The organism is Methylobacterium sp. A54F (assembly GCF_053346035.1).
The window spans coordinates 279,003-304,884 of sequence record NZ_JBKFBF010000003.1; the positions used below are offsets into that span (position 1 = coordinate 279,003).

At 65.2% G+C, this 25,882-nt stretch carries 33 protein-coding genes and 2 pseudogenes; 19 read left to right on the forward strand and 16 right to left on the reverse strand.

Translation table 11 applies throughout. The annotated features are described in order from the left end of the window. The first annotated feature begins 169 nt into the window (after positions 1-169). Positions 170-562, forward strand: a complete 393-nt coding sequence (locus tag ACLBXP_RS07630; protein WP_447666986.1) for an exopolysaccharide production protein YjbE — start codon at positions 170-172, stop codon at positions 560-562. A 207-nt stretch (positions 563-769) separates the two neighbouring features. Here the strand turns inward: ACLBXP_RS07630 and ACLBXP_RS07635 are convergent, their stop codons facing one another. The 3 genes from ACLBXP_RS07635 to ACLBXP_RS07645 all read right to left on the reverse strand — a co-directional run bounded on the left by ACLBXP_RS07635 (position 770) and on the right by ACLBXP_RS07645 (position 1,806). Continuing rightward, the gene (locus ACLBXP_RS07635; RefSeq protein ID WP_447666987.1) at positions 770-1,021 is read right to left on the reverse strand and encodes a GCG_CRPN prefix-to-repeats domain-containing protein; all 252 of its coding nucleotides are present in this window, start codon (positions 1,019-1,021) and stop codon (positions 770-772) included. A 129-nt stretch (positions 1,022-1,150) separates the two neighbouring features. Beyond that, entirely contained in the window at positions 1,151-1,402 is a 252-nt protein-coding gene (locus ACLBXP_RS07640; protein ID WP_447666988.1) for a hypothetical protein, read from the reverse strand. A gap of 119 nt (positions 1,403-1,521) precedes the next feature. Then, positions 1,522-1,806 (reverse strand): helix-turn-helix domain-containing protein, encoded by a 285-nt coding sequence (locus tag ACLBXP_RS07645; protein WP_447666989.1) that lies wholly within the window; start codon positions 1,804-1,806, stop codon positions 1,522-1,524. A gap of 101 nt (positions 1,807-1,907) precedes the next feature. On the opposite strand from ACLBXP_RS07645, the gene ACLBXP_RS07650 reads away from it, so the two are divergent. From ACLBXP_RS07650 to ACLBXP_RS07675, 6 genes are all read left to right on the forward strand, one after another. Then, the gene (locus ACLBXP_RS07650) at positions 1,908-2,207 is read left to right on the forward strand and encodes a hypothetical protein (protein ID WP_447666990.1); all 300 of its coding nucleotides are present in this window, start codon (positions 1,908-1,910) and stop codon (positions 2,205-2,207) included. A 12-nt stretch (positions 2,208-2,219) separates the two neighbouring features. Next, the gene (locus ACLBXP_RS07655) at positions 2,220-2,420 is read left to right on the forward strand and encodes a hypothetical protein (RefSeq protein ID WP_447666991.1); all 201 of its coding nucleotides are present in this window, start codon (positions 2,220-2,222) and stop codon (positions 2,418-2,420) included. A 131-nt stretch (positions 2,421-2,551) separates the two neighbouring features. Continuing rightward, complete coding sequence (locus ACLBXP_RS07660; protein ID WP_447666992.1) at positions 2,552-2,752, forward strand: hypothetical protein; 201 nt, start codon at positions 2,552-2,554, stop codon at positions 2,750-2,752. 11 nt (positions 2,753-2,763) lie between these two features. After that, entirely contained in the window at positions 2,764-3,684 is a 921-nt protein-coding gene (locus ACLBXP_RS07665; RefSeq protein WP_447666993.1) for a hypothetical protein, read from the forward strand. Beyond that, on the forward strand, positions 3,681-3,947 hold the full coding sequence (locus ACLBXP_RS07670; protein ID WP_447666994.1) for a hypothetical protein: 267 nt from the start codon (positions 3,681-3,683) through the stop codon (positions 3,945-3,947). Before ACLBXP_RS07665 ends, ACLBXP_RS07670 begins: the two co-directional genes overlap by 4 nt. A gap of 336 nt (positions 3,948-4,283) precedes the next feature. Further along, complete coding sequence (locus ACLBXP_RS07675) at positions 4,284-4,904, forward strand: hypothetical protein (protein ID WP_447666995.1); 621 nt, start codon at positions 4,284-4,286, stop codon at positions 4,902-4,904. 9 nt (positions 4,905-4,913) lie between these two features. Here the strand turns inward: ACLBXP_RS07675 and ACLBXP_RS07680 are convergent. The 5 genes and pseudogenes from ACLBXP_RS07680 to ACLBXP_RS07700 all read right to left on the reverse strand — a co-directional run. Further along, positions 4,914-5,081: pseudogene (locus tag ACLBXP_RS07680) on the reverse strand (HGGxSTG domain-containing protein); the annotation flags it as partial. Then, positions 5,023-5,841, reverse strand: coding sequence for a hypothetical protein (locus tag ACLBXP_RS07685; RefSeq protein WP_447666996.1), 819 nt, complete (start codon positions 5,839-5,841; stop codon positions 5,023-5,025). The gene ACLBXP_RS07685 and the pseudogene ACLBXP_RS07680, both read right to left, overlap by 59 nt. Before the next feature lie 53 nt (positions 5,842-5,894). Beyond that, positions 5,895-9,230: a hypothetical protein gene (locus ACLBXP_RS07690; protein ID WP_447666997.1), complete on the reverse strand. Its 3,336-nt coding sequence runs from the start codon at positions 9,228-9,230 to the stop codon at positions 5,895-5,897. Then, positions 9,227-9,691: a hypothetical protein gene (locus tag ACLBXP_RS07695; RefSeq protein ID WP_447666998.1), complete on the reverse strand. Its 465-nt coding sequence runs from the start codon at positions 9,689-9,691 to the stop codon at positions 9,227-9,229. Before ACLBXP_RS07695 ends, ACLBXP_RS07690 begins: the two co-directional genes overlap by 4 nt. A 496-nt stretch (positions 9,692-10,187) precedes the next feature. Further along, positions 10,188-10,391, reverse strand: coding sequence for a helix-turn-helix domain-containing protein (locus tag ACLBXP_RS07700; protein ID WP_447666999.1), 204 nt, complete (start codon positions 10,389-10,391; stop codon positions 10,188-10,190). 128 nt (positions 10,392-10,519) lie between these two features. Here ACLBXP_RS07700 and ACLBXP_RS07705 point away from each other — a divergent pair, with 128 nt between their 5' ends. The 4 genes from ACLBXP_RS07705 (at position 10,520) to ACLBXP_RS07720 (ending at position 15,028) form a co-directional block, all read left to right on the forward strand. Beyond that, the gene (locus ACLBXP_RS07705; protein WP_447667000.1) at positions 10,520-11,038 is read left to right on the forward strand and encodes a hypothetical protein; all 519 of its coding nucleotides are present in this window, start codon (positions 10,520-10,522) and stop codon (positions 11,036-11,038) included. Between the two features lie 327 nt (positions 11,039-11,365). Beyond that, complete coding sequence (locus ACLBXP_RS07710) at positions 11,366-11,599, forward strand: hypothetical protein (protein WP_447667001.1); 234 nt, start codon at positions 11,366-11,368, stop codon at positions 11,597-11,599. After that, entirely contained in the window at positions 11,592-12,521 is a 930-nt protein-coding gene (locus ACLBXP_RS07715; protein ID WP_447667002.1) for a phage protein, read from the forward strand. Before ACLBXP_RS07710 ends, ACLBXP_RS07715 begins: the two co-directional genes overlap by 8 nt. Next, a complete protein-coding gene (locus ACLBXP_RS07720) occupies positions 12,521-15,028 on the forward strand; it encodes a phage tail tip lysozyme (RefSeq protein ID WP_447667003.1) in 2,508 nt (835 codons plus the stop codon). Before ACLBXP_RS07715 ends, ACLBXP_RS07720 begins: the two co-directional genes overlap by 1 nt. Before the next feature lie 126 nt (positions 15,029-15,154). On the opposite strand, the gene ACLBXP_RS07725 is transcribed toward ACLBXP_RS07720, so the two are convergent. Continuing rightward, positions 15,155-16,111, reverse strand: a complete 957-nt coding sequence (locus ACLBXP_RS07725) for a calcium-binding protein (RefSeq protein WP_447667004.1) — start codon at positions 16,109-16,111, stop codon at positions 15,155-15,157. 23 nt (positions 16,112-16,134) lie between these two features. Between ACLBXP_RS07725 and ACLBXP_RS07730 the strand changes: the two genes are divergently transcribed. The 4 genes from ACLBXP_RS07730 to ACLBXP_RS07745 all read left to right on the forward strand — a co-directional run bounded on the left by ACLBXP_RS07730 (position 16,135) and on the right by ACLBXP_RS07745 (position 18,653). Then, on the forward strand, positions 16,135-16,728 hold the full coding sequence (locus ACLBXP_RS07730) for a hypothetical protein (protein ID WP_447667005.1): 594 nt from the start codon (positions 16,135-16,137) through the stop codon (positions 16,726-16,728). A gap of 400 nt (positions 16,729-17,128) precedes the next feature. Beyond that, a complete protein-coding gene (locus tag ACLBXP_RS07735; protein WP_447667006.1) occupies positions 17,129-17,428 on the forward strand; it encodes a hypothetical protein in 300 nt (99 codons plus the stop codon). Positions 17,429-17,605: 177 nt separating this feature from the next. Then, positions 17,606-18,250, forward strand: a complete 645-nt coding sequence (locus ACLBXP_RS07740) for a DUF433 domain-containing protein (protein WP_447667007.1) — start codon at positions 17,606-17,608, stop codon at positions 18,248-18,250. Then, the gene (locus tag ACLBXP_RS07745) at positions 18,216-18,653 is read left to right on the forward strand and encodes a DUF5615 family PIN-like protein (protein WP_447667008.1); all 438 of its coding nucleotides are present in this window, start codon (positions 18,216-18,218) and stop codon (positions 18,651-18,653) included. Before ACLBXP_RS07740 ends, ACLBXP_RS07745 begins: the two co-directional genes overlap by 35 nt. A 193-nt stretch (positions 18,654-18,846) precedes the next feature. On the opposite strand, the gene ACLBXP_RS07750 is transcribed toward ACLBXP_RS07745, so the two are convergent. Continuing rightward, positions 18,847-18,996 carry a hypothetical protein gene (locus ACLBXP_RS07750; protein WP_447667009.1) on the reverse strand — a complete coding sequence of 50 codons (150 nt, stop codon included), beginning with the start codon at positions 18,994-18,996 and terminating at the stop codon, positions 18,847-18,849. Positions 18,997-19,134: 138 nt separating this feature from the next. On the opposite strand from ACLBXP_RS07750, the gene ACLBXP_RS07755 reads away from it, so the two are divergent. Genes ACLBXP_RS07755 through ACLBXP_RS07770 form a run of 4 tightly spaced genes read left to right on the forward strand, consistent with a single transcriptional unit; the run spans position 19,135 to position 20,259 of the window. Next, positions 19,135-19,497: a hypothetical protein gene (locus ACLBXP_RS07755; protein ID WP_447667010.1), complete on the forward strand. Its 363-nt coding sequence runs from the start codon at positions 19,135-19,137 to the stop codon at positions 19,495-19,497. Then, positions 19,494-19,847 (forward strand): hypothetical protein, encoded by a 354-nt coding sequence (locus ACLBXP_RS07760; RefSeq protein WP_447667011.1) that lies wholly within the window; start codon positions 19,494-19,496, stop codon positions 19,845-19,847. The genes ACLBXP_RS07755 and ACLBXP_RS07760 overlap by 4 nt, the downstream gene beginning before the upstream one ends. Continuing rightward, positions 19,844-20,101, forward strand: coding sequence for a hypothetical protein (locus tag ACLBXP_RS07765; RefSeq protein ID WP_447667012.1), 258 nt, complete (start codon positions 19,844-19,846; stop codon positions 20,099-20,101). Before ACLBXP_RS07760 ends, ACLBXP_RS07765 begins: the two co-directional genes overlap by 4 nt. Then, positions 20,086-20,259, forward strand: a complete 174-nt coding sequence (locus ACLBXP_RS07770; protein ID WP_447667014.1) for a hypothetical protein — start codon at positions 20,086-20,088, stop codon at positions 20,257-20,259. Before ACLBXP_RS07765 ends, ACLBXP_RS07770 begins: the two co-directional genes overlap by 16 nt. 406 nt (positions 20,260-20,665) lie before the next feature. Here ACLBXP_RS07770 and ACLBXP_RS07775 read toward each other — a convergent pair. From ACLBXP_RS07775 to ACLBXP_RS07800, 6 genes and pseudogenes are all read right to left on the reverse strand, one after another. Beyond that, a pseudogene (locus tag ACLBXP_RS07775) lies at positions 20,666-20,833 on the reverse strand (winged helix-turn-helix domain-containing protein); the annotation flags it as partial. 11 nt (positions 20,834-20,844) lie between these two features. Continuing rightward, positions 20,845-21,225, reverse strand: a complete 381-nt coding sequence (locus ACLBXP_RS07780) for a response regulator (RefSeq protein WP_447667016.1) — start codon at positions 21,223-21,225, stop codon at positions 20,845-20,847. A 2-nt stretch (positions 21,226-21,227) separates the two neighbouring features. After that, positions 21,228-22,871 (reverse strand): sensor histidine kinase, encoded by a 1,644-nt coding sequence (locus ACLBXP_RS07785; RefSeq protein ID WP_447667017.1) that lies wholly within the window; start codon positions 22,869-22,871, stop codon positions 21,228-21,230. Between the two features lie 301 nt (positions 22,872-23,172). Then, entirely contained in the window at positions 23,173-23,475 is a 303-nt protein-coding gene (locus tag ACLBXP_RS07790) for a hypothetical protein (protein WP_447667019.1), read from the reverse strand. Between the two features lie 944 nt (positions 23,476-24,419). Then, positions 24,420-24,683 carry a DUF6894 family protein gene (locus ACLBXP_RS07795; RefSeq protein ID WP_447667020.1) on the reverse strand — a complete coding sequence of 88 codons (264 nt, stop codon included), beginning with the start codon at positions 24,681-24,683 and terminating at the stop codon, positions 24,420-24,422. A gap of 230 nt (positions 24,684-24,913) precedes the next feature. Further along, positions 24,914-25,875 (reverse strand): IS630 family transposase gene (locus tag ACLBXP_RS07800; protein WP_447667022.1). Its coding sequence is split into 2 segments (ribosomal slippage): positions 24,914-25,524 and positions 25,524-25,875, totalling 963 coding nucleotides; the frame shifts between segments, so codons are not numbered across the junction. Positions 25,876-25,882: the final 7 nt, after the last annotated feature.

Here is a 25,882-nt window from a genome sequence, read left to right on the forward strand (position 1 = left end):
TGCCTCGTTGTGCCAACTGCGGCCGGCTCCCGTGCAGAAGGCAAATGCCATCTCTTCGTCGTCGAAGAAGACGCCACCCTCACAGCGATTGCCACATGGTCCCACAGCACCGGGGAACTCTGGCCACCCCATGGTGCTTTGTTCCTCGCCAAAACATCGGAGGAACACAATGAAGGTTTCTACCCTGGTCGGGGCCGTCGCCGGCCTCAGCCTCATGATCGGCTCGGCCGTCGCAGCTCCCTGCAACACGGGTGCTGCGAAGGACAAGACCCCGAACCAGCAGTCTACGAACCAGAAGAGCTCGGACGTCGACCAGTCGAGTAAGAACCTCGCCGGCGGTCAGCAGCCCGCTTCGCCTGGCACCGTCGGCGCCATGAACAACGCGGGCGCCAACCAGATGGCTGCCCAGACGGGCTCGGGTGATCAGAAGACCGGTGCGAACGGCACCGATCCGGCGAGCAAGAACTTGGCCGGCGGCCAGCAGCCCGCCTCGCCCGGCACGGTCGGCGCCATGAACAACGCCACGCCCAATCAGGGTGTCGGCAAGGACGACAACTGCTAAGCACCAAGCAGTCCACCCTCGTGAGAGCCCGCTCGGCACCCGCCGTAGCGGGTTTTGCTATGGGCTCTACGAAGAACCGGCCAGTGCGGCGGGCCGCCAAGGCTTCCCGTCGTGCTGACCGGCTCCCCGTTAACATCGGAGTTGAGCTTGGAAGCTCATCGATCCAACCGAGTGCGCAGCAGAAAGTTGCCAGCCGTAGTCGCCCTGTCAGTTAGGCCAGCAGCGACGACCACCGAGGCCGAGATGGAGGCCACGCGGGCAAGTCCGACCGAAGTAGCCGCCTCGCTGACCGCCAGGGCGACAACCACCGTATGGCCCCCGATGTCCGTAGGGCCCGCAGCCTCCGTAGACCTGAACGACGTTGGTGTCGGGGGCTGGAAGAGGCGCCAGTGGCAAGGCTGTTGCTGGTGCGACCAGCACGGCGGCGAGCAGGGCAGCCGGGATGAGCGTCTTGAGCATTGCCTTCTCCCTATCGACGGGACGAGCACCGATGGCATGTTCCGCTGGCAGCATCGCAACGACCGAGGCTGATGGGACTCCGAGACCCCCGATCAGATCGTGGCGCGGATGCTGAAGGCCTCGTAAGGGTCAGCCTTTGATGGCGCCGACCACCATCGCAACCACAAGCACTGCGGCAATCAGGGCTGGCGTAGCCCGATCACGCCACGGCCTGTCACAGGTGAACAGGGCTGCGATCAAGATCGAATATAAGATGACCGCGCCCATCCTTTCACACAACAAGGCGACGGCGAATAGGTCGAGCCAACCCGCTAAGGGCCGAGCGCCGCTCGTGTAAAGGAACAGGCCCGCAAAGGCGAAGTAGCCGGGGAGGCCCGGCATCAGTCACCGGGACTGCGGGCCACCCTGCGTCTCCCTCCGATGTTCCCGCCACGCCACAGCGAACAGGAAGCAGTTGAGCACCGTGGCGGCCGCGATCGGCGGATAGAGCGTCGTGAGGGTCACGCCTGCGCGTCGCCTCTACGTTTCCGCGTCCGGATGTTGGCCGGTGGATCTCGGCGCAACCGCACGCCGGCTAGGCCACCATTCTCCGGAAGAAAGATTACCCCTTCCCCCTCAAGGGCCTTCTGCAGTCCGGCAATCGTCATGGTGTTGGCGCTCAGGGGACCATCCATTCGTTCCAATCTCTTGATGGTCTCGACGGAGACGGCCGACAGTTCAGCAAGCTCGCCCTGCTCCAACTTCAGCATGGCGCGTCCGGCCCGCAACTGCTCCCCGGTCAGCATTCGGCACCTATCATGTAAAAACATGCGCGTTGAGTGTTGACGCGCTATCGGTATGGGTTTACACGATAAGGGTAAGTTCTAGCCCTTTCAAGGCTCCGCCGATGTCCTCTATCCGCGTGCTGTCATGGTCCGCTGCCCTCCGCGAACTCAAGGCTGATCGCGCCGTGGTCCCCGCCGGCCTCGCTGGTGCCCGCACCTTGGCGCAGACTTACAGCCGCACCCGCAACCTCCCCCTCGTCGTCGCCGGCCGCTTCGACCGCCGCGCCGTGATGGCCTGCGCTGTCCTCGCCGCGAAAGCTCATCAGGAGCGCACAGGCACCAACTGGGCTGCCAGTATGTCGGTGGCGCTCAAGGCCACTTGGCAGGCCGCCCACGCTGCCCGCCGCGTCGCTGCGCACTGAGGAGCCGGGCCGATGCTTCCCCTGCCACTCCGCGCCCCTGCTGACCGTCTTCGCCACGCCCGCGAGGATCACGCCATCTGCCTGCGGCTCGCCGCCTCCTATCGCCAGCGTACCGCCCGCGGCGAGCGCGGCCTGACCGAGCAGCACGCTTGGGCGCTGGCCCACTGCAAGGCGCTCCGCGGCCGGTTCTCAGATTTCTCGCGGCCGAACTGAAGGGATGACCGTCATGGGCATACCCTTCGCGCATAAGGCCCGCCCGCCGCCGGCCTGATCGGCGCCGAAAAGGGACCCACCCCACACCACCGCTGAGCCTGTCCTCACGAGCCCATCCCGGAGCCCGAACGATGTCGCACGAGCGCTTCCCCAACTTCAGCCACCCTCTGCCAACCCTGCCGCCGCACACAGCCATCATCTCGCCCGTCTCACTAAAGGCACCGGCTATCACGGTGGCCACGCGCGCCCTGCAGCGAACCGGTGAGGCGCTGACGGCCGCCCTGATCATCGTGGGTGGCATCGCCGCCTACGGCTTCCTGCCGGTCGCGTGAGGGAGGCGAGCATGAGCACCGCACGCAAGACCAGTCCCGCCCCTGCGAAGGCCAGCCTGCGTGAGCGGGCTGTCCACGCCCGCGATGCCGCCGGGCGCTTCATCAAGCGCGCGTCGGCGGAACAGGTGGCCGAGCAGTCTCCGTCACTGGGCACCGTCCGCGGGCCGGCGGGCGCGCATCCGGGCGCCTATGGCCTGCGCGTCGACGAGCACGGCCTCGGCCTTCACGCGGCGCCTAGCAGTTGCGTCATCGTAGAGCCGGTCATGCCGGAGGGCGCCGGATTAGCCGTCTTCTACTTCAAGGATGCGGCCGGGCCGGTCATCTTCGACCTGACGCACAGCTTCATCCCGGCGTTCGCGCAACCATTCGCCCCGGGATCCGAGGTCGTGCCTCTGATCGAGGTCGTGCAGGCGAGGACGGGGCGTGTCGGCATGTTGAGCGCCGACCGCATCGAGAAGCTTCATCGGATAATCGGGGTCTACACCCCAACCGAGGTGGCTCTGAAGCACCGGCCTGCTCCGGCCCCGCTTCCGCTCATGGCCGAGTGCCCGGATGGCATGGGCGAGCAGGAGGCCCGAACCGCCTTGGCCTATCCGCTCGTGCGCCCAGGCGAGACGGTCGTCTATGACCCGGGCCGGCGCGACCCCATCCCTGGCGCGCTCTGCGTGTTGGAGTGGAATAACGGCACGCGCTCCATCCTGCAGACCAACCGGCGCGCGGTCGGCTCAGGTGGCGAAAGCTGGTGGGTCGATCCGATCAACCGGCCTACCAGCGCTGCGATGCTCGACCGACGGCTCAGGCAGGGCCTGGAGGGCGGGATGCTCTACACCAGCGACGGTCCGTACCAGGAGGATCACCTGCGGGAGAAGATCGTCGGGACCGTCATCGGCATCCTCGTGCCTCGCCGCGCGATCGTAGGGGCTGCCCGATGACCAACGTCATCCGCTTCCCGGCCGGCGGTCGCGTGCCGGCCGCTACCACCCCGCGCGAGGAGTTCGAGCGGCTGGCCGAGCTCGCCCTTGACGTGGTCGACCGGATCGTCGCGCTGCTCGACCAAGCGGACGGGGATCCAGATGCTGAGGATGGTGGCGAGGCCGAGCCGTCGCTGGCGGCGCCTGAAGGGCATGACAGCCAGATCGTCTGGTTGCGGGGCTCCGATCGCGACGACGAGATGCCGTCAGCGGAGCAGCGGTAAGCCGGCTCCAACCAGGATCAAGCCAACCGTGAGCAGGCTGCCGCCGAGACTCTCCAGGGTGCTGCGTCGTCTCGGAACGAACAGGGACGCCGCGACGGATCCGGTTCCAGAGATGAGACAGATCAGGCTCAGGACGATCACGCGACGCGCCTCCGCGCCCCTCGGTGGGCGCCGCATCAGCAAGGAGGGAACCGCGCCATGAGAGCCGCCTCATCATGCGCGCCGCCTTGGCGCTCGGCCTCTTGCCAATCGCGGAACCTCTGACCCCCGGATTCGCAGTCTGGTGCCCACAACCGTACCTGGCTTACTGGTAGGGTTGAGAGAGTAGAGCCCGTGATGATTGATTGGACTCTGATCGCCGAAAAGGCACCCGGAACTCTCACGGGTCTGAAGGACCTTGTCGTGGCGGGTGCAGCCATCTGCACAACGTTCTTTGCGTGGAAGGCCCTCGACAAGTGGCGGACCGAGACTATCGGGAAACGCCGGCTGGAGCTTGCCGAGGAGGTGCTCGCCGCCTTCTATCAAGTTCAGGCTACGATCCAGGATGCCCGGACCGCCTTCGTTGACGCGCGGGAAATGGTCCGAGAGGAGGGCGTGCCCGAAAACGTGGTCCGGAGCGCCTACTATGCGCCTGTTCGCCGGCTGCGGGATTCCTACGATAAAATTGTTGATTTGAGGACCAAGAGGCACCGTTTTGCCGCCGTATTTGGGACACAGGCTACGAAGCCTTGGAATGAAATCGATGAAGTGCTCCGAGACATCGATAACGCATCCGAGGCGCTTCTGCGTCTTGGCAGTGAACATATCCCGCCAAGCGATCCAAGTGCTCAGTTCTACGTGGAGCAGCGGCGAATTCTGGCCCGCAGATCTAAAGAAGATCCGATCACCCCGCGCTTGACCACAGCGGTAGCCGAGATCGAGGCGATTTGCGTGCCGATCATTCGAGCGTCCGCTTGATCATAGGGATCATAGGTCGCGCAGGAGCGCTCGCGCCTGCTTCAGAACTGCCTGTCCATGAGCTCGCTCCGCGACCGCCTCCGCTGTGAACCCACCGTGTCGGTACCGGCCGTTCCGCTCACCCTTCGGCGCACCGCTTCCCTTTGCGCCGCCGTGCATCCGGCATCGGCTCTTCCCGCCGACGGCCGGCGACTGGCACGGGCTGCCGCTCCGCGTCTTCGCGCAACACCGCTGAGCCGTCCGAAAAGGCGAGGGCTGCCGCGCCAGCGAGTGTGTGGGGTTGTGTGTCATTCCCGAGGATCCCCCCGCCGTGGCTGGCGGCCTGTGTGGTGACTTGGCCGACGATCGCCTGACCGCCCTGATAAACGTGAACGTGCTCGACCGTGACCTTCTGCTCGCCGCCACGCCGGATCTTGGCCAGGGCCTCGATCTGGGCCGTGTAGGTGCGCAGGAGCTTCGTCGCGAGCGTGCCGTACCGCTCGATCTGACCCGGATCGTGCGCCATCTTGGCCCGGGTCAGCATCTCCATCGCAACCTCGTACGTGCCGACCATCTGCACGGCGAGCATTCCTTCCGCCTCGTCTCGCGGGGCGATGCCCGATACGGCTGCGAGGCCAGCGTTCATCTCGGACTCCGTGGGGAGCGACGCACCACGCTGCCTCATCACGGCGCCGATGCGACCACCACTATGCGAGGCGAACTGCCGTGACCCGGTCCCGAATGCCCTCCGACGCATCGCCTCGTGGCCAGCCTCGTCGGAATGGGGGGAGGCGACCTTGAGGACGTCGCCGGATGCGCTTTCAGGGACGTCGTACTCGAAGGCTGCCGGCCGGCCCTTCGCGAAATCCCAGGCGGCCGCGATGGCTTCGCGTTCACGCTTGTTCGGCTTTCGGACCTCCGGTTGCGCGTGGAGCAATACGGACTGCTTCTTCGTCATGGTGCGTTCCTTCCGTGGGGGCTGGCGCGTCTCAGGAGACGCTGTGGGCGGGGTCATTCGGCTGCCTCGAGGGCACGCTGGCTGTCGACGATACGAGCTGCCCGCAGAAGCTTAAGGCGCGCGGCGATGAGGGACGGGAACCCGATCGGCGCGTCGGGCGCCGGCGGCCGCCAACGGACAACCTCGGCCCCGCCGGGCGCGAGCCTGCCTTCAGCGGCCGGCTTGTCGACGACGCATCGGTAGCGGGCAGCGAGATCAGGCGCGTAGTCGGCGGCGCTGGCCGGCGTCGGGCAGGGCGGGTGGGACGTAGGCGGCGCGGCAGTCTCAAGGATATCGAAGCCGGCCAAAGGCCCCAGGCGACTCTCCAGCCAGGCTCTCAGATCCGGAATGACAGCAGGCTCATACGTCCCGGTCCGCCATTTCTGGCGCGGACCGGGGCGCTGGTAGCGGAAGCTCACACCGTCACAGATCCCTATATAAGAAGGTATCTTATAGGGATCTGTGACGGTGTGGCTGGCAGCGCCAGTGCGCCGATAGACCCAGTTGCGCGCGGCCCCGGCCGACGGCCACGTCTCCGGCCACGCGGCAGCCATGTCGGCTGGGCTGTCGAGAATGATGCCCTCGATCAGCATATCGACCTCCTCTCCGGGCGGGCTCCAGTGCTCCGCGGCATCCACGGTCACGGGCAGGCAGACGTTGGCCAGAATGTCGATGGCGAGCGGGGTCTCGGCCGTCCGGTTGACGCCGCGGGCCCGGCCGATGGCCTGAAGCAGCTCGCCCTCGCAGATCTGCCAGCGACAGGCTTCCGCGACCAGATCGGGGTGAGCGTCGCATTCCAGGCCGACAGGCTTGCCGTGCCGCATGCGGATGCCGCGCGGCGCCTTCTCGTACCACTCGCCTTTCCCGATCAGGGCTGGCTCTCTCCCGGTGATCGCGCCTGCCAGGGCCTCGACAGCCGCGGGCGCGGGGACGGTGCGGCCGATCACCATGAGACCGCGCACGTCGCGGTACTGGTCGAGGCCGGCGACGTTGTTGAAGTGCTCGACGCTGATGCTGTTGGGCAGGCCGCTGCCGCGCAGCCAGTCGGCGACCGCCTTCTGGGCGATGACGAGCAGCGGCGCGCGGCCGAGCTCCACGAACCGCCGTAGGATCTCGCGCCGGATTGCCCTTAGGTTCCGGTTGGCGCCGTCCTCCTCGACCTTGAGCTTGCCCGCGGCGACCGGCGCGTCGAGGACCTGCCGCACCCGGACAGAGGGCATGGCCGCGTCGATGGTCGCCGTGATCTCGACCTGCGGGAAGAAGGCTCGCAGGATGTCCAGGCTCGGCAGGGTCGCGTCGAGCAGCAGGGTCGGTACCCGCCAGGAGCTGGCTACCGCCTTGAGGCTGCGGGCCTTCACGACGACGATGCGGCCTTCCTCGTCCCCGTCGCGGTACTCGGTGTAGAGCCGGCCCGAGACCTCCGTGGCCTCGTCGTAGAGGAGCCCGCGGGCGGCATTCCAGATCCCCACGTAGGCACGCACGTGCTTGGCGTGGACCGCGGCCTGGGCAGCCCGGCGCCGCTCTGCCCGGGGCATGCCGGGGAAGATTGTCGTCTTCTCCTTCAACCGCCATTCCACCGCGATGGCCGTGGTGCAGGTCTCCCCATTCATGCCGGCGCGGACCAGATGCTCGCGTCGCACGCCACCGGGCTCGTCCTGCATGCGGAAGGCCTTGCCGAGCAGGGCTCGGTAGCTCTCAACGTCGTTCTGCAAGGCGTCGTCGCGGGCTTGGCCGAGAGGCAGGGCCGCCTCGATCTCGTTGAGGGTCAGGCCGCGCTTCGGGATGCGCAGGCCGGATTGCCAGAACCCCTCGTCAATTACGACGATCTCGACATCCCCGAGCGCAGCTTGCGCCCGAAACAGCATCTGATGGGCGACGATCCAGACATCGGGGCGCCCGGCCTTCTGGGCCTGATAGGCGCAGGTGTGGAAGTGCTGGCACTGGTGGAGGGTGACGAGCCCCTCCTTCAGCCGGCAGCAGCTCGTCTCAACCGGCTCGCCAAGGTTCAGGGCGATCTCGACCGCCTCGACATCGTCGCACATCGTCTGCCCTGGCCGATCAGGGTCCGGAGCCTGCCGGCCACGGAACACGCGAGCCGATAGCCCCTGCTTGGCGAACAGCCGCTCAATCTCGGCACCGAGCCGGTGGGTCGGGACGGCGTAGAGGATCGGCTTGGGGGTCTGGACCGTGCCGCGGCGCCCGAGAAGGTGGGCGGCGATGGCCCGGGCGGCCGTGCGGGTCTTGCCGACGCCCGTGGTGACGCCGATGGCGTGTGCCGGCGGCTCCACGTCCTCCTCCTCGGAGAGACGGTAGGCGGTCGCGGCGTCGAGGAAGCGCAGCACGGCCGCATCGACGGCCGAGCGGGCCTCCAGCACCGGGCCGGACGCGTCCTCGTAGGCGGGCCGGCTCGTAACCTGTTTTATCTCCTCGGCCTTCCCCTCGACCTTCGTCCACGAGCGCTCGATCTCGCGGCGCAGGCGGTCGTAGGGCTCTAGGTACTTGCCTCCGCACCCCTCGGGATGCCGGCGCATGAGCTCGCAGAGGTCATCGACCGTTAGGCCGTCCGTGAAGGCCATCGACACGGCGGCGTGGAAGCGGCTCGAGCGGTCTCCGCCGATCTCGGCAACCGCGTCCTCGACGCGCTGGCTGACCTTTCCGCTCGCACCGGTGGCCCGCGGCGTCGTGCTAGTCTGCGGCTTGTCCCGGGCCGGGAACTGCTCCCAGAGCTCGCCAGCAGACCAAGCCCTGCCGCTGTGCTCGAGGATCCGCGTCGGGGTTGGCACGCGCCCGCGTGCGACCTTCGCCTTGCCTGGGAAGTTCGGGGTGCCGGCGACCCGGTAGGGCTGGCTGACAACCCCTGAGTCGCCATCCGCCCGAACGGCCTCTCGAAGCGCGGCTCCGAGCGGGATAGCCTGCTCCGGAGTGAGTGCGCGGTCGAGGAAGAACCACCGGTGCGCATTCCCCGGCGAGGTCTCGATCACCAGCGAGGGCTGGGCGCGTGTCTGCCCTGCCTTGCCCTTGTCACCGTCACTGTCGACGACGAAGGCGAAGACCCCGCGGGTATCGGCGGCCGTGCCGCGTCCACGGCTCGTCTCCGCAACCGTTCGGCCCTCGATGTAGATGTTGTGCCCGCTGTCGGCGGAGCGCAGGGCCTGCGCCGCCATCCGCTCCACGTCGCCGATCGGGAACCGGAACGAGAGCGCCCGGCCGCCGGCCGGATGAATCTCCACGAGCTGCAGCAACCCAGGCCTGTGGGCGCCTTCCAGCGCCGCCGCAGCCGCGCTGTGGATCACCTCCAAGAAGGCGCGGACCGCGGCCGGGTCTGCAGCAATGGCGGCGGCGTCACTCACCCCCCGTCGGGCCCCGACAGCGGAGCGCACGCGCCCTGGAATGAGGCACCGAGGTCGATGGCGATGCGCTGCGCCTCGGCCGCCGCGTCGTCGAAGCCGAAGGCGTTGCCGATGGTTGCGGCGCTGTCGCCGCTCTCGCTCAGATGAACGATGTCCCACGAGCCACCGTCTCGCTCGCTCACGTCAAGGTAGATCGTCCCGCCGCGCCCGCGGCTCCGCGGGCCCGCTCCGGTGTCGAGCGGCCCACCCTGGAGGCGAAGCGGGATGCCAAACCGCGCCGCGTAGGCGCGACCATCTGCGAGAGCGTGGCGCCAGTCGGGTGTGCTCTCGAGAATGCGGTAGCCCTGGTCCGTGCGGACCCAGGCGACCATCATCTCGCCGAGCGGTGCGACGACGACCTCCAGGCCAGGGGGTGTCCTGGCTCCGACCCGCGGAGTGTTGGGGAAGGCGACCACGCTCATGCCGCCCTCCCGTGATGAGAGGCGCGGTCGCGTGAGGCGAACTCACGGCACCAGTCGCCCGCCTCGACGGTCGGCCAAGTGCCGGTGGTCTGGCCGAAGCTCTCGGCGTCTACGACGGGAGGGCGAGCTCGGCACTGGCCGGCGGCCACCTCATAGGTCCCGGATCCGTCGGAGCGGACATAGCGGACCGAGCCGAAGGCGCACCAGGCCGAGCAGTTGATGCAGCAGGAAGAGGAGGGCGCCGCAATGCTCATCGCGCCCTCCAGGTCTCGGGAGACGTGAAGGCGAGTTCGGCCAGGAGCGCCGCCGTCGCTGGTGGAAGACCGTAGCGTCGGCTGAGGAAAAGATCTTGTCGGATGCCGGGGACTGACGTAGATCTCTCAGCGCTGACTTGCCGGAAAGCATTCGAGAGACCCGCCGTGGCCCCGCGCTGCGCGCGGGTTTCTTTCATTTGGACCTGCTTTCAGTTCGGAACTGGTCTGCGATCGCCCGCGGATCAGGCGGCGTTCGGCTCGGCGAGGCCGAGGATCTGACGAAGCCGTGCGGTCGGGACCCGATACTGACCGGCTACCTTCACGGCTGGGATCGAGCCGTCCCGGATCGCCTTGTAGGCAGTGTTGCGCCCCACCCCGAGCACGCGCCCCGCAAGCACCACGTCGACCGTGGGCTGCGTCAGCACCTTCATGATGTCATCCGACATACGAGCCTCACCGATTTAGAGCGGTGATAACACCGCATTAATATTTATGGGGCGCATAGGCACGGGTTGGCAAGCATTTTCTGCGGTGCTAACCAAACGATCGCAGATGGGGTAGGGAGAAGCCTGGGATGGATGAGGAGAAGCCAAAACGGCCTCGCGGTCGGCCACGGACCTATCCTGGCACCGAAAAACGCCCAACCTTGACCTTCCGTGTCCGCGGCGGGTTGCATGAACAATTAAAAGCAGCCGCCGAAGGGAATCAAAGATCGATTAGTGAAGAAATAGAAGGTCGAATTGGATTGTCGTTTGAGCCAAATTGGCGTGCTGAGTTGGCAGATCAAAAATATCAGGACTTGGTTGAATTCATTGGTGGATATAACAGTATTTGGTCAGCAAGAACTATGAATTACTATCTTAATTCAGCAATAGAAATCGCGAACAAGCAATGCTGTGACGGATCGGAATGGACATTATCTTCGGAAAAGAAGGAGATAGTAGTGGAAGAGCTCACAAAAATGCTTCCCTCTATCCTGCGCGATGTGTCTGGCAACAAGGGAGATTTAGCAACCGCGATCGGCAAAATGCATCGTATTCCTGATGTAAGTTCGGGCATGCAGCGAGAGCGGAGATTGGAAGGTAAAAAATAAACCACCAGCCCAGACAATGGTATTATGGGGCCTCATTTTAATGATAAGTGATCATTGAGGCATGTGTTTTCTGCGCAAGACACGAGATTCGGACCATGTAATCATATGGTCCGAGCTTAGGAATCGCCGTGCGCCGCCATTATACCTCTCACCTCTACATTAGAGTCGATGAGGCTCTCAGGGCGGATCTTGCCACAGCAGCACGTTCAGCAGGCCTCAGCGTCTCGGACTTCACGAGAAATGAGCTGCGTGCCTCACTAGCTGCGCGCTCCTCCAACGTCGCCTCAAATCCTCCTAGCGCAGCGACAAGCGGGAGGTAGGCTGCGCATGCTGGATCGCTGGGCGGACCTGCCCCACACCGCGGCTTTGAACCATGGGCTCGACCTCGCCCGTGAGGTCACCGGCGTGGTGGGCATCACCATCACTGACGAGCATCTGGTGCTGCTCTCCGCGGCCATCCTCTGCGGCTACGCGGCGGCCGGCGGCCTCGAGGAGGCTCCCCGCCAATCCCTGAAGCAGGCCGCGGACCGCTGGTCCGAGCTCGGGGGCGCCGATGTCTAGGCTTTACGATCGCGTCTGCAACCTGACGGTTTCCGGCGGCTCGGGCGGCACGATGGACCTGTCCGACTTTCGAATCGTGTTCAGCGTGAAGGGCGCCACCACGCAGTCGCCCAGCAAAGCGGTCATCAAGGTTTTCAACCTGAGCGACTCGACGGCCCAGAAGTTGCCGAAGCTGTCCGGCCAGGTCTCGCTGACAGCGGGCTACAAGGGCGAGAGCGGCGTCATCTTCACGGGCAATGTCCGTGAGCGCCACATCGGGCGCGCCAATCCCACCGACACCGTTGTCACCCTCTACGCCGCCGATGGCGACCGCGCATACGTGAATGCCATGACCTCCCGGACGCTCAAGGCCGGAGCCACGAGCAAGGACGTCTACGACGCCTGCCTCGCTGACATGGCGAAGTTCGGCATCTCCCGCGGCTACGTCCCACCCATCCTCGACCAACAGAAGGACCCGCGCGCCATGGCCCTGTTCGGCATGACGCGGGACATCCTGCGCAAGATGGCGCTCGCCAACGGCTGCCTCTGGAAGATCCAGAACGGCAAGCTGAACGTCGTGCCGATCGGGGAGCCCCTGCCCGGGGATGCCGTAGTCCTGAACTCGACGTCCGGCATGATCGGCCGACCGGTCCAGACCGAGCAGGGCATCATCGTGCGCTCGCTCCTCAATCCGCGTCTCCAAATCAACGGCAAGGTCAAGATCGACGAGAAGTCGATCGACCGCGCCGCCTTCAACCTCGACACGGCGGGCGACCCGAAGAACGCCGAGCCCAACCTCGGCACGATCGCCAGCGACGGGCTCTACAAGGTCCAGGCCATCACCTACCTCGGCGACACCCGCGGCGAGCCGTGGTGGGCCGACATGATCTGCAACGCCACCGGCGAGATCACGAAGTCCGCCGCCAACCTGGGGCTCGTGTGATGGCCGGAAACATCATCCAGGAATTCCTCGTCGCTCTCGGCTACACGGTCGACCGCAACAAGGAGAGGGCCGCGATCGACAGCGCCAGGCGCGTCGAGCAGACCGTTCGGCGGTCTGATGAGGCCGCGACGCGATCAACCGTCATCGGCTCCAACCGGCGCCGGATCGAGATGGACCGGGAGCGCGGCGTCCGGACCCGTGGGGCTGCCTCCTACATCGCCGAGCTGCGTCAGCGGCAGCAGGCCGAGAAAACCACCGCCGACAACTCGATCAAGGCCATCGCCCGCCGCGGGCTCGCGGAGGCTAAGACCACTGCCGAGCGGGCCCGCTGGACGCAGAAACTCAACCAGGTCGAGCGGCAGGAGGAGCGCGAACGGACCAAGGAGTCTGCGACCGCCATGGCGGCCCGCACGGCGGCCATGCACAGTTACTCATCGGGCGTGACGAGCGCGGTCGCCGCGCTGTCTGGCCTCGCGGCGATTGCCACCACCGCTTTCGGGGCTATCGCCAAGGCCTCGGAGAAGCTGGAGGGCACGTTCTACACCTCGAAGCGCACCGGCTCCTCCGCTGCCAGCATCCGCGCCTTCGCCTTCGCGGCCGAGCAGACTGGTTCGTCGGGCAAGGAGGCCATCGCCACCCTGGAGGGGCTGGCGCACAAGCTCGAGGCGTTTCCCGGCTACAACACCATGTTGAAGCGGCTCGGCGTCCCCGACAAGGATGCGGCCGGCAACACCATCGAGCTCACCGACCGGATGATGAAGCTCGGTCAGGTGATGGCAAACATGCCGAAGCCGCAGCGCTACGCCTACGCTGAGTCGATGGGCATCCCCGCTCACCTCGTTCAGAGCCTCACGGATCCCGCCGCCCTCAAAGCCTACAACGAGAGCAAGGCCCGGATGGCCAAGGCGGGCCTCGACCCGGCCCAGGCTGACCGTGACAGCAAGCGCTACATGGACGTGTGGCGCGAGATGGGCGAGACCATCTCGATCATCGGCGCCAAGATCCAGGGCGCCCTGGTCAGCGCTTTCGGTGACAAGGTTCAGCAGTTCGGCGACTTCCTGCTGCAAAACGCCGATCCCATCGCCAAGGGCGTGGTGCGGATCGGCGAGGCCTTCTTGAAGGTCATCGACGCCACCGGCGAGTTTCTGAAGCGGATCGGGACGGACGAAGCCAAGGCCTCCTTCGGCGAGTTCGCGAAGAGCGTCGACGTGCTCGCCATCGCGATCGGCGGCCTCGCGCTCGCGCTGACGACGCGGCTGCTCTCGCCGCTCGGAAAGGTGCTCGGCCTTCTCACCACCCTCGGCGCCCTGTCGCCGCCGGCCTGGCTCCTCGCCATGCTGGGCGTCGGTGCGGCCGCGCAGACGTCGACGGCCATCGCCAAGGGCGGCCTGCCGGCGGGCGTCGATCCGATCACCGGCAGAGCTCCTACCGACGAGGTCGGCTCCGGTCTGATCGAGCCCGGCAAGGAGGGCGGCGTACAGCGCTGGCTGCGCGAGAAGTACGATGGCGCCAAGCGGGCGATCGGCGGCACGGCGGTCGCCCGGGCGCTGGGGATCGGCGAGGGGAGCGTGGACAGCAGTGGCCGCATCGGGAAGGCGCAGGTCAATGCGAATGCCCTGGCGGCGATGGACGAGCTGAAGAAGGCGGGCCTACCGGACGAGGGCGTCGCGGCCGCGCTGGGCTCCATGCAGACGGAAAGCAGCTTCAACCCTCGGATCACGAACAGCGTCGCGGGCGGTCACACCGGACTGTTCCAGTGGGACAAGAACCGCTGGCCGAAGATCAAGGCGTGGATCGAGGGCCAGAACGGAGACCCCTACGATGCTCGGTGGCAGACACGCGCGCTGATTGCTGAAGGGCGAGCCAAGCCGGGAGACCCGCTCTACGATCACCCGCGGACGGCCCGCGGATGGCAGAAGCTCGAGCAGTCCAAGGGCGACCTCGCGAGTGCCATGGACGGCATCCGCGACATCGAGCGGTATGGCATCGGCGAGGAAGGCGGGCGCGGGGCGAATGCACGTGGGTGGCTTCCTCGCGTCCAAGCGCCGACTACTCCCGGTCCCGAGCAGGCCGGCTCTTTCCCGAATGGCGCCCCGCGCGTCCTGAAGCCGAACGGCATGCCGGGCATGCCCGGTGAGACCATGGCCGAGGCAGACGCCCGGCGAGCACGCAACGCCGCTCGCGCGCCTTCCCTCACTCTGTCGCCCCCGCCCGTGCCGGAATGGCGAAAGCAGGCCGAGGAGGCAGCAGAGGGCATCAACAAGCAGTTCCGCCCACCTGGATCCAACGACAACAGCCCGCAGATCACGCCGTGGAACGGGGCGGCACTGGGAGTTGGGGCGTCGAGCACCGTCAGCAACACGAGCACGACGATCAACCTCAACGGCGACCGCAACATCAACGTGACTGGGGTGTCAGATCCAAAGGAGGCGGCCCTCTACGCTGATCTCGCTGCCAGTCGGCGCGACGGTGACCTGTTCCGGAATATGAAGTCGGCGTTCGCGTGACCGTCCGGCTCAACCGCGGGAAGGCGATGGCTGAGGCGAGCCAGGAGAATTGACGGCTCCTAACTCGTCAAACAACTCAGGCGACGGGCTTTCTCGAAGAGGAAGATCACCCGGAAAAGTGGCGCATCAGACAAAGAAACTTGCGTTGACGCTCGCTGCGGAAACACCGCTCAGGAATATGGTTCCTCCACCGGACAATCCGATCGCAGTCCCATTCACAAGTGTCTCACTGTAAACCGAATTCTCGTTCGGCCCGAGCCTCTCTCCGAGGACCGTATAGCTTTGCCCTTGGATATCTAGACGGTCGCCAGTTGAGGCATCAAAGAAAAAAACGACGTCGTTGCCGTTATTGGCGCCAAAAAGCATCCTGACACCACCTAAACCCACTCGTAGTTCGTCGTCGCCGAGATCGCCGGAGAGCACGCAAGTGCTGGTAGTATTCCCCCATAACTTGTCATTACCTTGTCCCCCGAACACGGTGCCACCCGCCCCGCAGAACATTCTGTCATCCCCGAGATTGCCAAATGCGAGATCTCCGCGGCCCAAACCCTGGAATGCATCGTTTCCTTGTCCGCCGAATATAGTGCTGCGTTCACCGTAGCTATAAAACGTTTCGCTACCTTGGTTTCCAAATATCAGATTTTGATCGCCATAATTATCGATCCGGTCTCCATCCAGTCCACCGAATATAGTGGAATTATTGTGAGATACGGAAATGTTGTCAGATCCTTGCCCGCCGTCAATGTAAGCCCTGCTATTTTCATCGTCTAACAGATAATTACTGTATATGTAATCGCCGCCCTCTCCACCGTATGCGGTACTATTGCCGCTAAAGTATATCTCGTCATCTCCTGCGTCGCCAAATATGAGTACTGATCCAGAATTAAAGCCGTTGAAGTAGATATCGTCGGATCCTCCCCCGGCAAAGATCGTATCATTTCCGTTCCCTGCAGTTCCCTGAATAAAATCGTTACCGCCATAGCCGAATATTACATCGTCACCGACGGTGCCTGTCAGAGAGTCGTATGAAGGGGTGCCATCAATCCTTGCCATTACATCGGCCCTTTGCATCGAGCTAAACACACAGGGCAATCTGCACACGTTCCATGAAATCAGCATTCGCCTTTAGCGGTATTGTCGGTGCGCTCGCCTTCACCTGCGATGTGAGCTCGTGCAATCGCCGTACTAGTCGAAGACGCAGCAGCGCTGCGGCCAATCCGCGCCAACCGAGAGGTCTGGAGGATCCTGCTCGGCTGACGCGGACGACCGGCATCGGCGTGCCGACGGTTGAAGAGGTAGCATCTGCGGGGCGTGGCGACGAGCTTCCTGCAGAGAAGACTCGCCTTCGCCTTTCCATGCACGTTGAGGATTTTGTATGCAGCTTGAGCTACCAAGCACGCGTGCAGACGAGGTCGGCGATGATGTGGGCGACGCGGCTGGTTCAGCCTGAGGAGATGGCCAGCATCAAGGAGCTGTTCACGGATCAATCCGCAGCCCTCGGTGCCCCACGAGACATGATGCTGCTCGAGGTCCGCGAGGAGGCGGGCGGTATACGCCTGTACGTTGGCGTTCCCGAAGCCGAGATGCTCTCGTCCTACTTTGGCTTCGCGCCATGCTTGAAGCGAGATCTCCCGAAGGCACCGGCCCTAATCGCTGGAGACAGGGCGGTCTTTCAGGCCATGTTCCAGGCTGGTGGGTGAGGAGCCCCCAAGAATGGCCCGCCGCGGAATGAGCACCGCAGCGGACCAGACACGCGCCCGAAGCTGTCGGGGGGATGAAGCTGGGCACGCAGCGAGCAAACGATTAGGTCTAGGGAGCAATCCGTGCGACCCACGAAGAAACCCGTGTAGCGCGAGCCGGGTGGGCGGGTCAGGGAGGAAACGCCACCAAGGGCGCCCTCGAGGCAGGCCTGCGCCGAACTTATGGGGCTCAAGGAAGTAGGGCGCGGCATCCAAGCGATGCCCGCGCCCAAGTTGGTTCCCGTCTCGGGAAGGAACGAGTTTGACCTACGCACGCGGGGTGACAGGCATGTGTCGGTTTGAGCTGCGCATGCTAGGAACCGGGGCACGGGGGTTAAGGCCGTATGCCCAGGAGTTCGAGATGGCTTCCATTGAGACGCTTGCAGAAACGCTTCGGAGCCTTGCCACCTCAGGCATGAAGCCGAAGGATCTGCTCACTGCGGCCCGTGAGAAGCACCCGGAGGCGAGCAAGAAGGAGGTCGTCCGCGCGGCCTTCTACGCGCTGATCGATAGCCACGCCGCCGATCCTGAGGCCGTGAAAGGGTTGCACACTTTCGCCCTGGGCGAACGCAACTCAGACGAGGACGCAGAGCCGAAGGCCGCCAAGCTGCGAAAGAAGACGCACAAGAAGGAAGATCGCACGGCGCAGACGGCACACTGAGCAGCTGGCGTCTCGGCAGACAGCGGCGCGACTTTCAAAGCAATCCGCGCTCGCCGATCCAGCGGGAGGCAGGTGCGTATCGTAAGCCGACCCTAGCTCCATGGTCGTGACCATCTGTCTGGATTTTCGTGCGCTATAAACATTGCGACAGTCGAGTTTCACGGTATCCTCCGACCCATGGCGACGGGCGCATCCAGAACCGTCATCGCTGCCTTCACTGAGGATGAGGCGCAGCGGCTGACGGGCATCAGCCTGACGCAGCTCAGGTACTGGAGACGCACGTCCTTTTTTGTGCCCAGCCTGAGGGCCGAATTGACCGAAGGGGAAGAGACGCGCCTCTACTCGTTCCGCGATCTCGTCTGCCTGCAGGTTCTGGATCGCCTTCGAAACGACAGCGGCGTGTCGCTCCAGCACCTGCGCGAGGTGAAGGCTGAACTCGTCGATCTGGGCGACGACGTCTGGGCGCGGACCACCCTCTACGTCCTTAACAAGCGCGTCGTCTTCAACCACCCTGAGACGGGGCGGCGTGAGGAGGTTACGACCGGTCAAGGCGTGCTCAGCATCCCGCTCGAGATCGTGCGGGCGGACATGGAGCGCAACGTCCGGCAACTGCGCACGCGAAACCCCGAGAATTACGGGAAAGTCCAGAGCGTGCGCGGGGTCGCGAGGAGCAATCCAGTGATCGCTGGCACTGCGATTCAGGTCGCGAGCATCAAGGCCTATGCCGAAGCTGGCTACACGGTCCAGCAGATCCTTGAGGAATACCCGACGCTGACGGAGCGCGACGTTGAAGCGGCCTTGGCCTACGACGCCGCCGCTTAGGGCCGTCGCTGAACAGCCTGTCTTCCGCGTCCTTCTCGATGAGGGCGTGCCTGTCTCCGTCGCACGAACCTTTGAGGAAAGCGGTTACGAGGCCATCCGCCACGGCGATGTGCTGGCGCCCGGCTCCGACGATTTCCTCGTGGCGAAGGCGGCTCAACTCAACGGCGCGACTTTGATCGCGATCGACAAGGATATGAAGCGGATCGCAGGCCGCTACGGGATGGCAGATCCAAAATTCGAGCGCCTGAACGTCATCAAGATCGGGTGCTCAGAGCCGTTGGCCGCCGCTCGTATTGCCCAAGCAATGAATCTGATTGCGCTGGAATGGCGCTATCGCTGTGAGCAGCGCGGACGACGCCTCTACATTGAGATCGGCCCGCACTGGATCAAAACATATCGCTAGTTATTGGTACGTTAGTTTGCGCCCTCAGGATCCTCGCTCGCCGCCGAGGCATAGCAACGACGCACCGCCTCACGGAAGGCCTGCACGTCCTCTGGCAGGTAGCTCTTGAGACGCTCTTCCAAGCGAGCGCAGCCCGCAACGGCATCGGGATGCTGCTCGACTTCAGCCTCGGTCGGGGCGGTCGAGCCTTCCCTCACTTCAGGTAGCCCTTGGCCTTGAGGTGCTCGGTGAGGAGCTTCTCGACGTAAGACGCCAATGAACGGCTGTCTTCTGCCGCGGCCTTCTCGGCGGCTGCCTTCACGGTATCCGCGACGCGGACGGAGATCGCAGAGCTTTTTGCCATGAGTGCAGATGTGTGCAGTTGACAACCAATCTGATGTAATCATACTGCACTCAGTTGCACACAAATGCAACGGCTCGGCAGAAGGGGTTGGAGCCTTCTGCCGAGCCTAACCCCACCACTCTATTCAGGAGAGCGGCGATGGCTTCGCACGCCTATACCACCACGCCCTTATTACGTCCCGCCTCAGCCGAGCGCCGGCCCTCATCGCCCCCAGGTCGGCTGATCGCCGCTGGCGGCCCTGTGAGCGCCGCGCTTCGCACCGTTCTGGCAGCCGATTCGGGCCGGCAACGGCTTCAGGAGCTGCGCCGGGCCATCGCCGACCGCATCGAGGCGGATCTGGCGCTGCTCGACAGCCTGGATGGCGACGCCGATCTTGAGGTCGATGCCGGCGAGGGGCCGGAGGGCGACGACGAGCGCGAGCACGACGAGGCCGAGCGCGGCATCGCCGATCACGATGGCTTGGTCGAGCAGGGCTGCCGCCCTTGGGAGGTGGCGGTATGAGCGGCCCCGCATCTCGCCGCCGCTTCCTGCGCGGCCTCACCACCCTTCCGCTCATTGGCGGCAGCGTGGCCCTCATCGGTACTCCTTCCGCCGTCGCCGAGCCCGTCACCAAGGACCTACTGATCGCCTACGCGGACTGGCTGCTCCTTGAGCGCCGCATCCTGCTCAGGGAGCTGATCCCAGACGCCGCGTCTCGCGCGCGTGCGACCGACACATGCCTGTCAGGCAGCCGGACCGATGCATTTCACATCCCGCCGGATGGAGACTGGCGAGCGGTTCCGAAGCCCTCGACCCGCGCCGCGCTCGTCCTGAGCGCAGTCGGCTGCGACTGGCGGGAGGGCTCGATATGAGCCGCTCCACCTCATGCAGCGAGCAGGCTTTCAGCGTCGTCGCGGACATGGAGGACGACATGCGCAGCCTTAGGCGCTGGGCCAATGTCCTGTGCCACCTCGGCGGCGGCGCCTCGATGCTCGAGCCGACCACCATCCACGTCATCGGTGAGGCCCTGTTGGACGTGGCCATGCGTGCCGAAGCGCAGTGGGAGGAGGCCTTCCGCCTGACGCACCCGAAGAACAGGGAAAATCGCTCATGCGCATCATCCTGATCTACGCCGCCGTCGCGCTGATCCGGCTCGCGAGGCTCGAGATGGCTTGGTCCGACCATCTGCTCGACCGATCGGACGCAGCGCTCACCCGCAGCCGGGCGCGGGTCGACCTCGCGCATCGGCTGGCGGGGCGTACTGGTCTTCAGAACGCGGGCTGAGTGCAGGGTGCACTCAGCACTGGCCCAAGGTGCACCTTTCGGCAGCTACGACGGACACGCCCCCCAGCTGCCGGACCCGCCCGATGACACGGCGAGGGGCCTGAGACGCCCCGCAATTTTCCGCATCCATCTCAAGGTCGATGAGGCGTATGACAGGGCTTCATCACGCTAATGCGATTCAAGACTTAGCTCTTACGAAATCAGCACAATCAATTCGCGCACAAATCGACAAGTCGGTGATGGTGCGGATACTGCAATCACGTAAGCCACTTCTGATCGCGGCCACAGGCATCTCCGCCGCGCCAGCTGTCTCTTACTGGAAGCCGAGTTGGACCTGAAACTTGAGGGGGTCCTTGCGAAGCGTCAGGAGGCTTAGCTCGGAAGCGAGACTCCCGCTTTCCTCACGTCAGCTCACCCGCGCCAGTGATCGTGCAGCGCCCTCTTGGAGCATGTAGCCGCGACCCCAGATCGTCTCGATGTAGTTCTTGCCGCCTGAGGCGTTGGCGAGCTTCCGACGCAGTTTGCAGATGAACCCGTACATGCTTTTGATCTCGGGCTCATCCAAGCCGCTATAGGCAAAAGCCCTCAGGCCACGCCGCTGCGATCGATCTGACGCATCACCCGGTGCAGGTCGAACGGTTTGGGCAGGAAGGTCGCTCGCGCCGGCAATGCCTCGAGGGTCACCGGGGCCTGGTCGGAGACCACGAACAGGAGCGTCGGGGGAAACCGCTCGCGCACGTAATGGGCGAGCTTCAGCCCGTCCATGTCCCCGGGCATCTGCACGTCGGTCAGCACGACCCGGATCTCGCCGTGCTGATCCAGGATTGCGATGGCCTCCTCGGCGTTCCCGGCCTCGAACACCCGCCAGCCTCGCTCCTCGAAGAAGGCGACGATGTCGAAACGCAGGAGCGCTTCGTCCTCCACCACGAGAACTGTCTTCGTGCCGATCGGTGTGCTCTGGCCCAACGCTACGAATTCCCACCACCGATGGCCGCGTCGCCCAGGCGGGCTTCCAGCGTGAATACCAACCCCTTGGGCTGGAACTCGGTATCAGCCGTTCCACCAAAATACGAACGTAGCGAGCGCTCGATCAAGGTCGATCCGAACCCGCGCCGGGTCGGCGCGGACACCGGCGGCCCCCCACGCTCCCTCCAAGCGAGGTGGAACTTGGCGTCAGGTCCGTTTCCGTCAACCTGCCAGGCCAAGTCGACACGCCCGGTCTCGTTCGAGAGGGCGCCGTACTTTGCCGCGTTCGTGGCGAGCTCGTGCAGCGCCAGGGCGAGGGCGACGGCAACCTGCGGCTGCAAGGCGATGGTCGGGCCGTCGAGGACGATGCGCGTCCCGAGTTCGCCATGCGGCGCCAAGGCATGTTCGGCCAAGGCCCTCAGGTCGGCCGAGCGCCAGGAGGCCCCCGTCAGCACGTCGGTGGCCGCCCCGAGCGCCACCAACCGCGCCGACAGGTCCTGGCTGGCGGAGGGGAGGTCAACTGCGTTGCGCAGGGTCTGGTGCGCGACCGACTGGACCACCGCCAGCACGTTCTTCAGCCGGTGTGCGAGCTCGCCATTCATGAGCTGCATGTCTTCCTCGGCCCGCTTGCGGGCGCGGAAGTCGCGGGTGACGGTGCCGTAGCCAAGCGTCTTGCCGTCCGGGTCGGTGACGGGGAAGACTGAGTAGAGGACGGGGATCAGTTCGCCCGTGACGAAATGGCGGAAGCGAAGTTCGCCTGCCCAGTGACCGTCCCGCACCACCGCTGGCAGCACCTCGTCCGCCACCGTTTCGGCATCCTCAGGCGGGAAGAAGTCGGCGATGGCGAGCGTGGTGATGTTAGCCCCTTCCAGCCCGACCAGCCGACGCGCCGCGTCGTTCATGTAGAACACCCGCCCGTCGACATGCGCCATGCCGATGAAATCGGTGCTGTTCTCAGCCAACCGGACGAAGCGATCCCGTTCCTCTTCGCTCTCGCGCAGAGGCGTGATGTCCCGCGACACGGACAGGATGCTGTGAGGCCGACCGTCCGGGCCCGGGATCGGGCTCACCGCGACGTGCCACCACTTCGGCGTGCTCTGCATCGTGCTGGCGCGTCCGACGAAGCTCGCCGAGCGTCCGTCGCGCGCGCCCTGCACCGCCGCGACTGCCTCGGCATGGCCGTTGCCGACCCAGAAGTCCGGCCACGGACACCCGGCGATGGCGTTGAAGTCGCTGACCTCCATCACACGCTGGCCGCCCTCGCTCATGAAGGTCAGCTTGCCGTCGAGGTCGAGCACCTTGATGCAGTCGGTCGAGCTCGATAGCACGCTCGCGAGAAACGCCTCCCGCGCCGCCGTTTCCGTCGCGCTACGCTCAAGGTCCTCCCGCGCGGCGTCCGAGGCGCGAAGCGCCTGCCGCAGGGCGACGACGACCCCAACGAGACCCGACGTGGTAGCGGCGTAGATCGCGGATGCGGCCCACTGGGTCGGCGACAGGATGCCGATGGGTACGACGTCGAGGAGGACGTAGCCGGCGCACAACGTCGAGAGCAGCGTGGCCCACAGCCCTGCGCCGCCACCGAGCAGTAGCGTCACGGCCACCACGGCGGGGGTGAAGAGGAACCATGGGGCGAACTCGGCGAACATCGCCCAGCGCAGCAGGGCGACCGCGAGTACCGCCAGTGCGGCGATGCCGTACCGCAGGAGGAAAGGCGGCGGGGGGGCGACAACACCGGCGCGGAGCTGGGAGAGGACGAGGGCCGAGATGGTCGTGATCCCGCTGGGGCGCGACGGACGGCGTCGGGCTTCCTCTCACGTCACGGAGATTGTGTTCGGGCCAAGGCCGCGCGGGAACCCAACGAGTTTCATGCCGGTCAACACGGCCACTGGCATTTTCGCCGTTCCGGCAGCTAGCTATCGGAAGCCAAGTCTGACTCGAGGTGAACTGTCAGAGCGGCAGATGGCCTGAACCATGAGTTCCGCCAAGACTGACCCGGTGGCTGCGTTGGCGTAGCGGCATCGAGGGCTGGCGCGAGAGTTCGTAGAGAGCGTTGCCAACGAGGCCAGCGGTTCGGCGTAGGGAAGCGCCCTCGCAGGTTGCAGCAACGCGTATGCCGATTTCGTGAGTGTGGCTGCGTCCGTAGAGCCAGACAGCCAGGCGCGCCCTGGACACCTCCGGCATGTTTTCGAGAATGTCCGCGAGCGTATCTGGTTCTGCTCGGATCAGGTGCATCACGAGATCGAAAGGCACCGGGCATTCCTCGGCAGTGCCCTCAGTGCTGGTCGAGTGAGCGTGGTACACGGGTGGACCCTCAAGCCGACGTGCTCAGGGTGTCCAGCCTTTGGTTAACGAAGCCTCAACGTTACGCCCCGGTGGGCACTCATCGTCACCACGGTACCGCTCCGCACCATCGCGTGCGCTCGACCGAGCATGAGGCGAGCAGCTATCCTGACGCAATGCCACGCTCAAACTGCCGAACCCCTGACAATTGCCGCGCTAGCAGCCGAGGCGGTCCCTGCCGCATCTGCGACGCAGAAGCCATTGCGCGACGAGCCGTGGCGCTACGCGAGCGCATGGCGGCCAACAACGCCGAGGGCCGCCCCACATATGCGCAGCGCCTGTTTCAGGAGGCAGCATCTACTATCGCGAGCGCACCGATCGGACCGATCAGCCGGCGTTAGCCGCCTCGCCCCGACCTGCTCGCCGTCGAGATCATGGATCGGGTCACTGGTTCGATATGGACCCGATGAACCAGGCCGAGCTTCAGGCCATCGCCAGTTCGCGGGCAACGTCGGAGAGATATCCTGCCAGCCTGTCGCCGACATCGCGATCCCTACACTCGATCGTGATGGTTGTAGGTTGGCGGGTTTCACCCGTCAGAGAGCGCAGCATACCCTCTGCCTGCAAAGCTGCAGTCCGCTCCGACTGGCTCCTCAGCCTGCATTCGTAGTCGGGACCGGTGAGCACGATCTGACAGAAATACGATGCCATTCTCCGGCAACCCGTCATCCTCGCTGGCGGTTCAAGCGGGTTTGGAACTGCTGGCGGTTTGGTGGCGGTAAGAGGCGCGGCGCCGGCTGATCCGAATAGCCCCGCCGGCCAAATCACCATGACAACCGGCGGGGTTGGCCCCCTGTCACTGAGGGAAAAGCCGGAGGCCATGGGGATCATCCATCAGGAAGGTTGCCGAGGCGTTACGACGCGCTCGCTCCTGGGCTGTGGGTGATCACGGGCGAGCCCGTCACCATGAAGTCGAGGCGAAACAGCACCAAACCGCGCTCGTCCGTTACCTCCATCCGCCACTCCTCGCCGATTGCGATCCGATGAGCCTCGTCGTCCAGGATCCTGCCTGCGAAGCGGATGGCCTGACGCCGCGCCTCATGGTGGTCCGACAACTCGGTGCCGTCGTGATCGATCTCGCTGCGCCCGTCGTAGACGTTGAAGAAGAACCGCGGCACGCGCGCCTCCGCTCACTGAGGGCGGGAGCGCAGCGGCTCTCACTCACGGGCACGCCAATCCAAGCCCGCGATTGGTTGCAGAATAGACGGAAATTGGCGGGTACGTCCCATACCTTTGTGAAACGTTGCTAGACGACGGCCCCTCGCCCTACGCTCGGACGGGAACAGCACTCGCAGACTCAGAAAATGGCGACAAGGGCGACCCCAGCGACCATTAGAGCCGTGCCCGCTCACGTAGCGACGGCCAAGTCGGTATCGTAGCCGGCAGCAGCGAGGGAGTTGCGGCACTCATCTGCCGTGAAGCGAGCCAAAGCCTGTCGGATGGCGTGCCACAGATCAGGGACGGTGCGGGCCGCCGCCGTCCGGAGCAGAGCTTTCAGCTTGGCGAAGATCTGCTCGATCGGATTGAAGTCCGGGCTGTAGGGCGGGAGGTAGAGCAGCCTCGCCCCGGTGGCCTCGATGGTCTCACGCACACCTGCCACCTTGTGGGCCTGCAGGTTGTCGAGGATGACGGTGTCACCGGGCTTGAGCGCGGGCACGAGCGTGTCGGCGACGTAGGCTCGGAAGCGTGCGCCGTTGGTGGCGCCGTCGAACAGGGTCGTGGCGCACAGGCCATCGCTGCGCAGGGCGGTGGTGATCGTGGTGGTCTTGTAGTGCCCGTGCGGGACAGCCAGCCGACAGCGCTCGCCCCGCGGAGCCCGACCGTAGCGGCGTGCCATGTTGGTGGCCGCGGCAGTCTCGTCGAGGAAGACCAGCCTGTCGGGATCGAGGGCGTCCTGGTTCTCGAACCAAGCCTCGCGGGCTGCCCTTACGTCCTCGCGCGCCTGCTCGGCGGCGTGGATCGCCCCTTTTTACGGGTGATGCCGTGCCGGGCGAAGAAGCGGGACAGGCTGCTCGTGCTGGTCTGCAGGCCGCGCTCGGCCAAAGCGTCACGCAGTTCGCGCAGAAAAATCGCCGGCCGCGCCTCGTAGATCGTCAGGATCAGGTCGGCCTGCGCCTCGATCCGGTGCGAGGCGTGATCGCCGCCCGACGGCTTGGGCGCAAGCTGTCCCTCCTGGCAAAACCGATCCGACCAGCGGCTGGCGCTGGATACGCTGACACCGAACCGAACTGCGGCCTGATGACAGGACGCGCCCGCGGCTACGGCCGACACGACACGCTCGCGTAGATCGACGGACAAGGGTGAAGGCATCGGCATC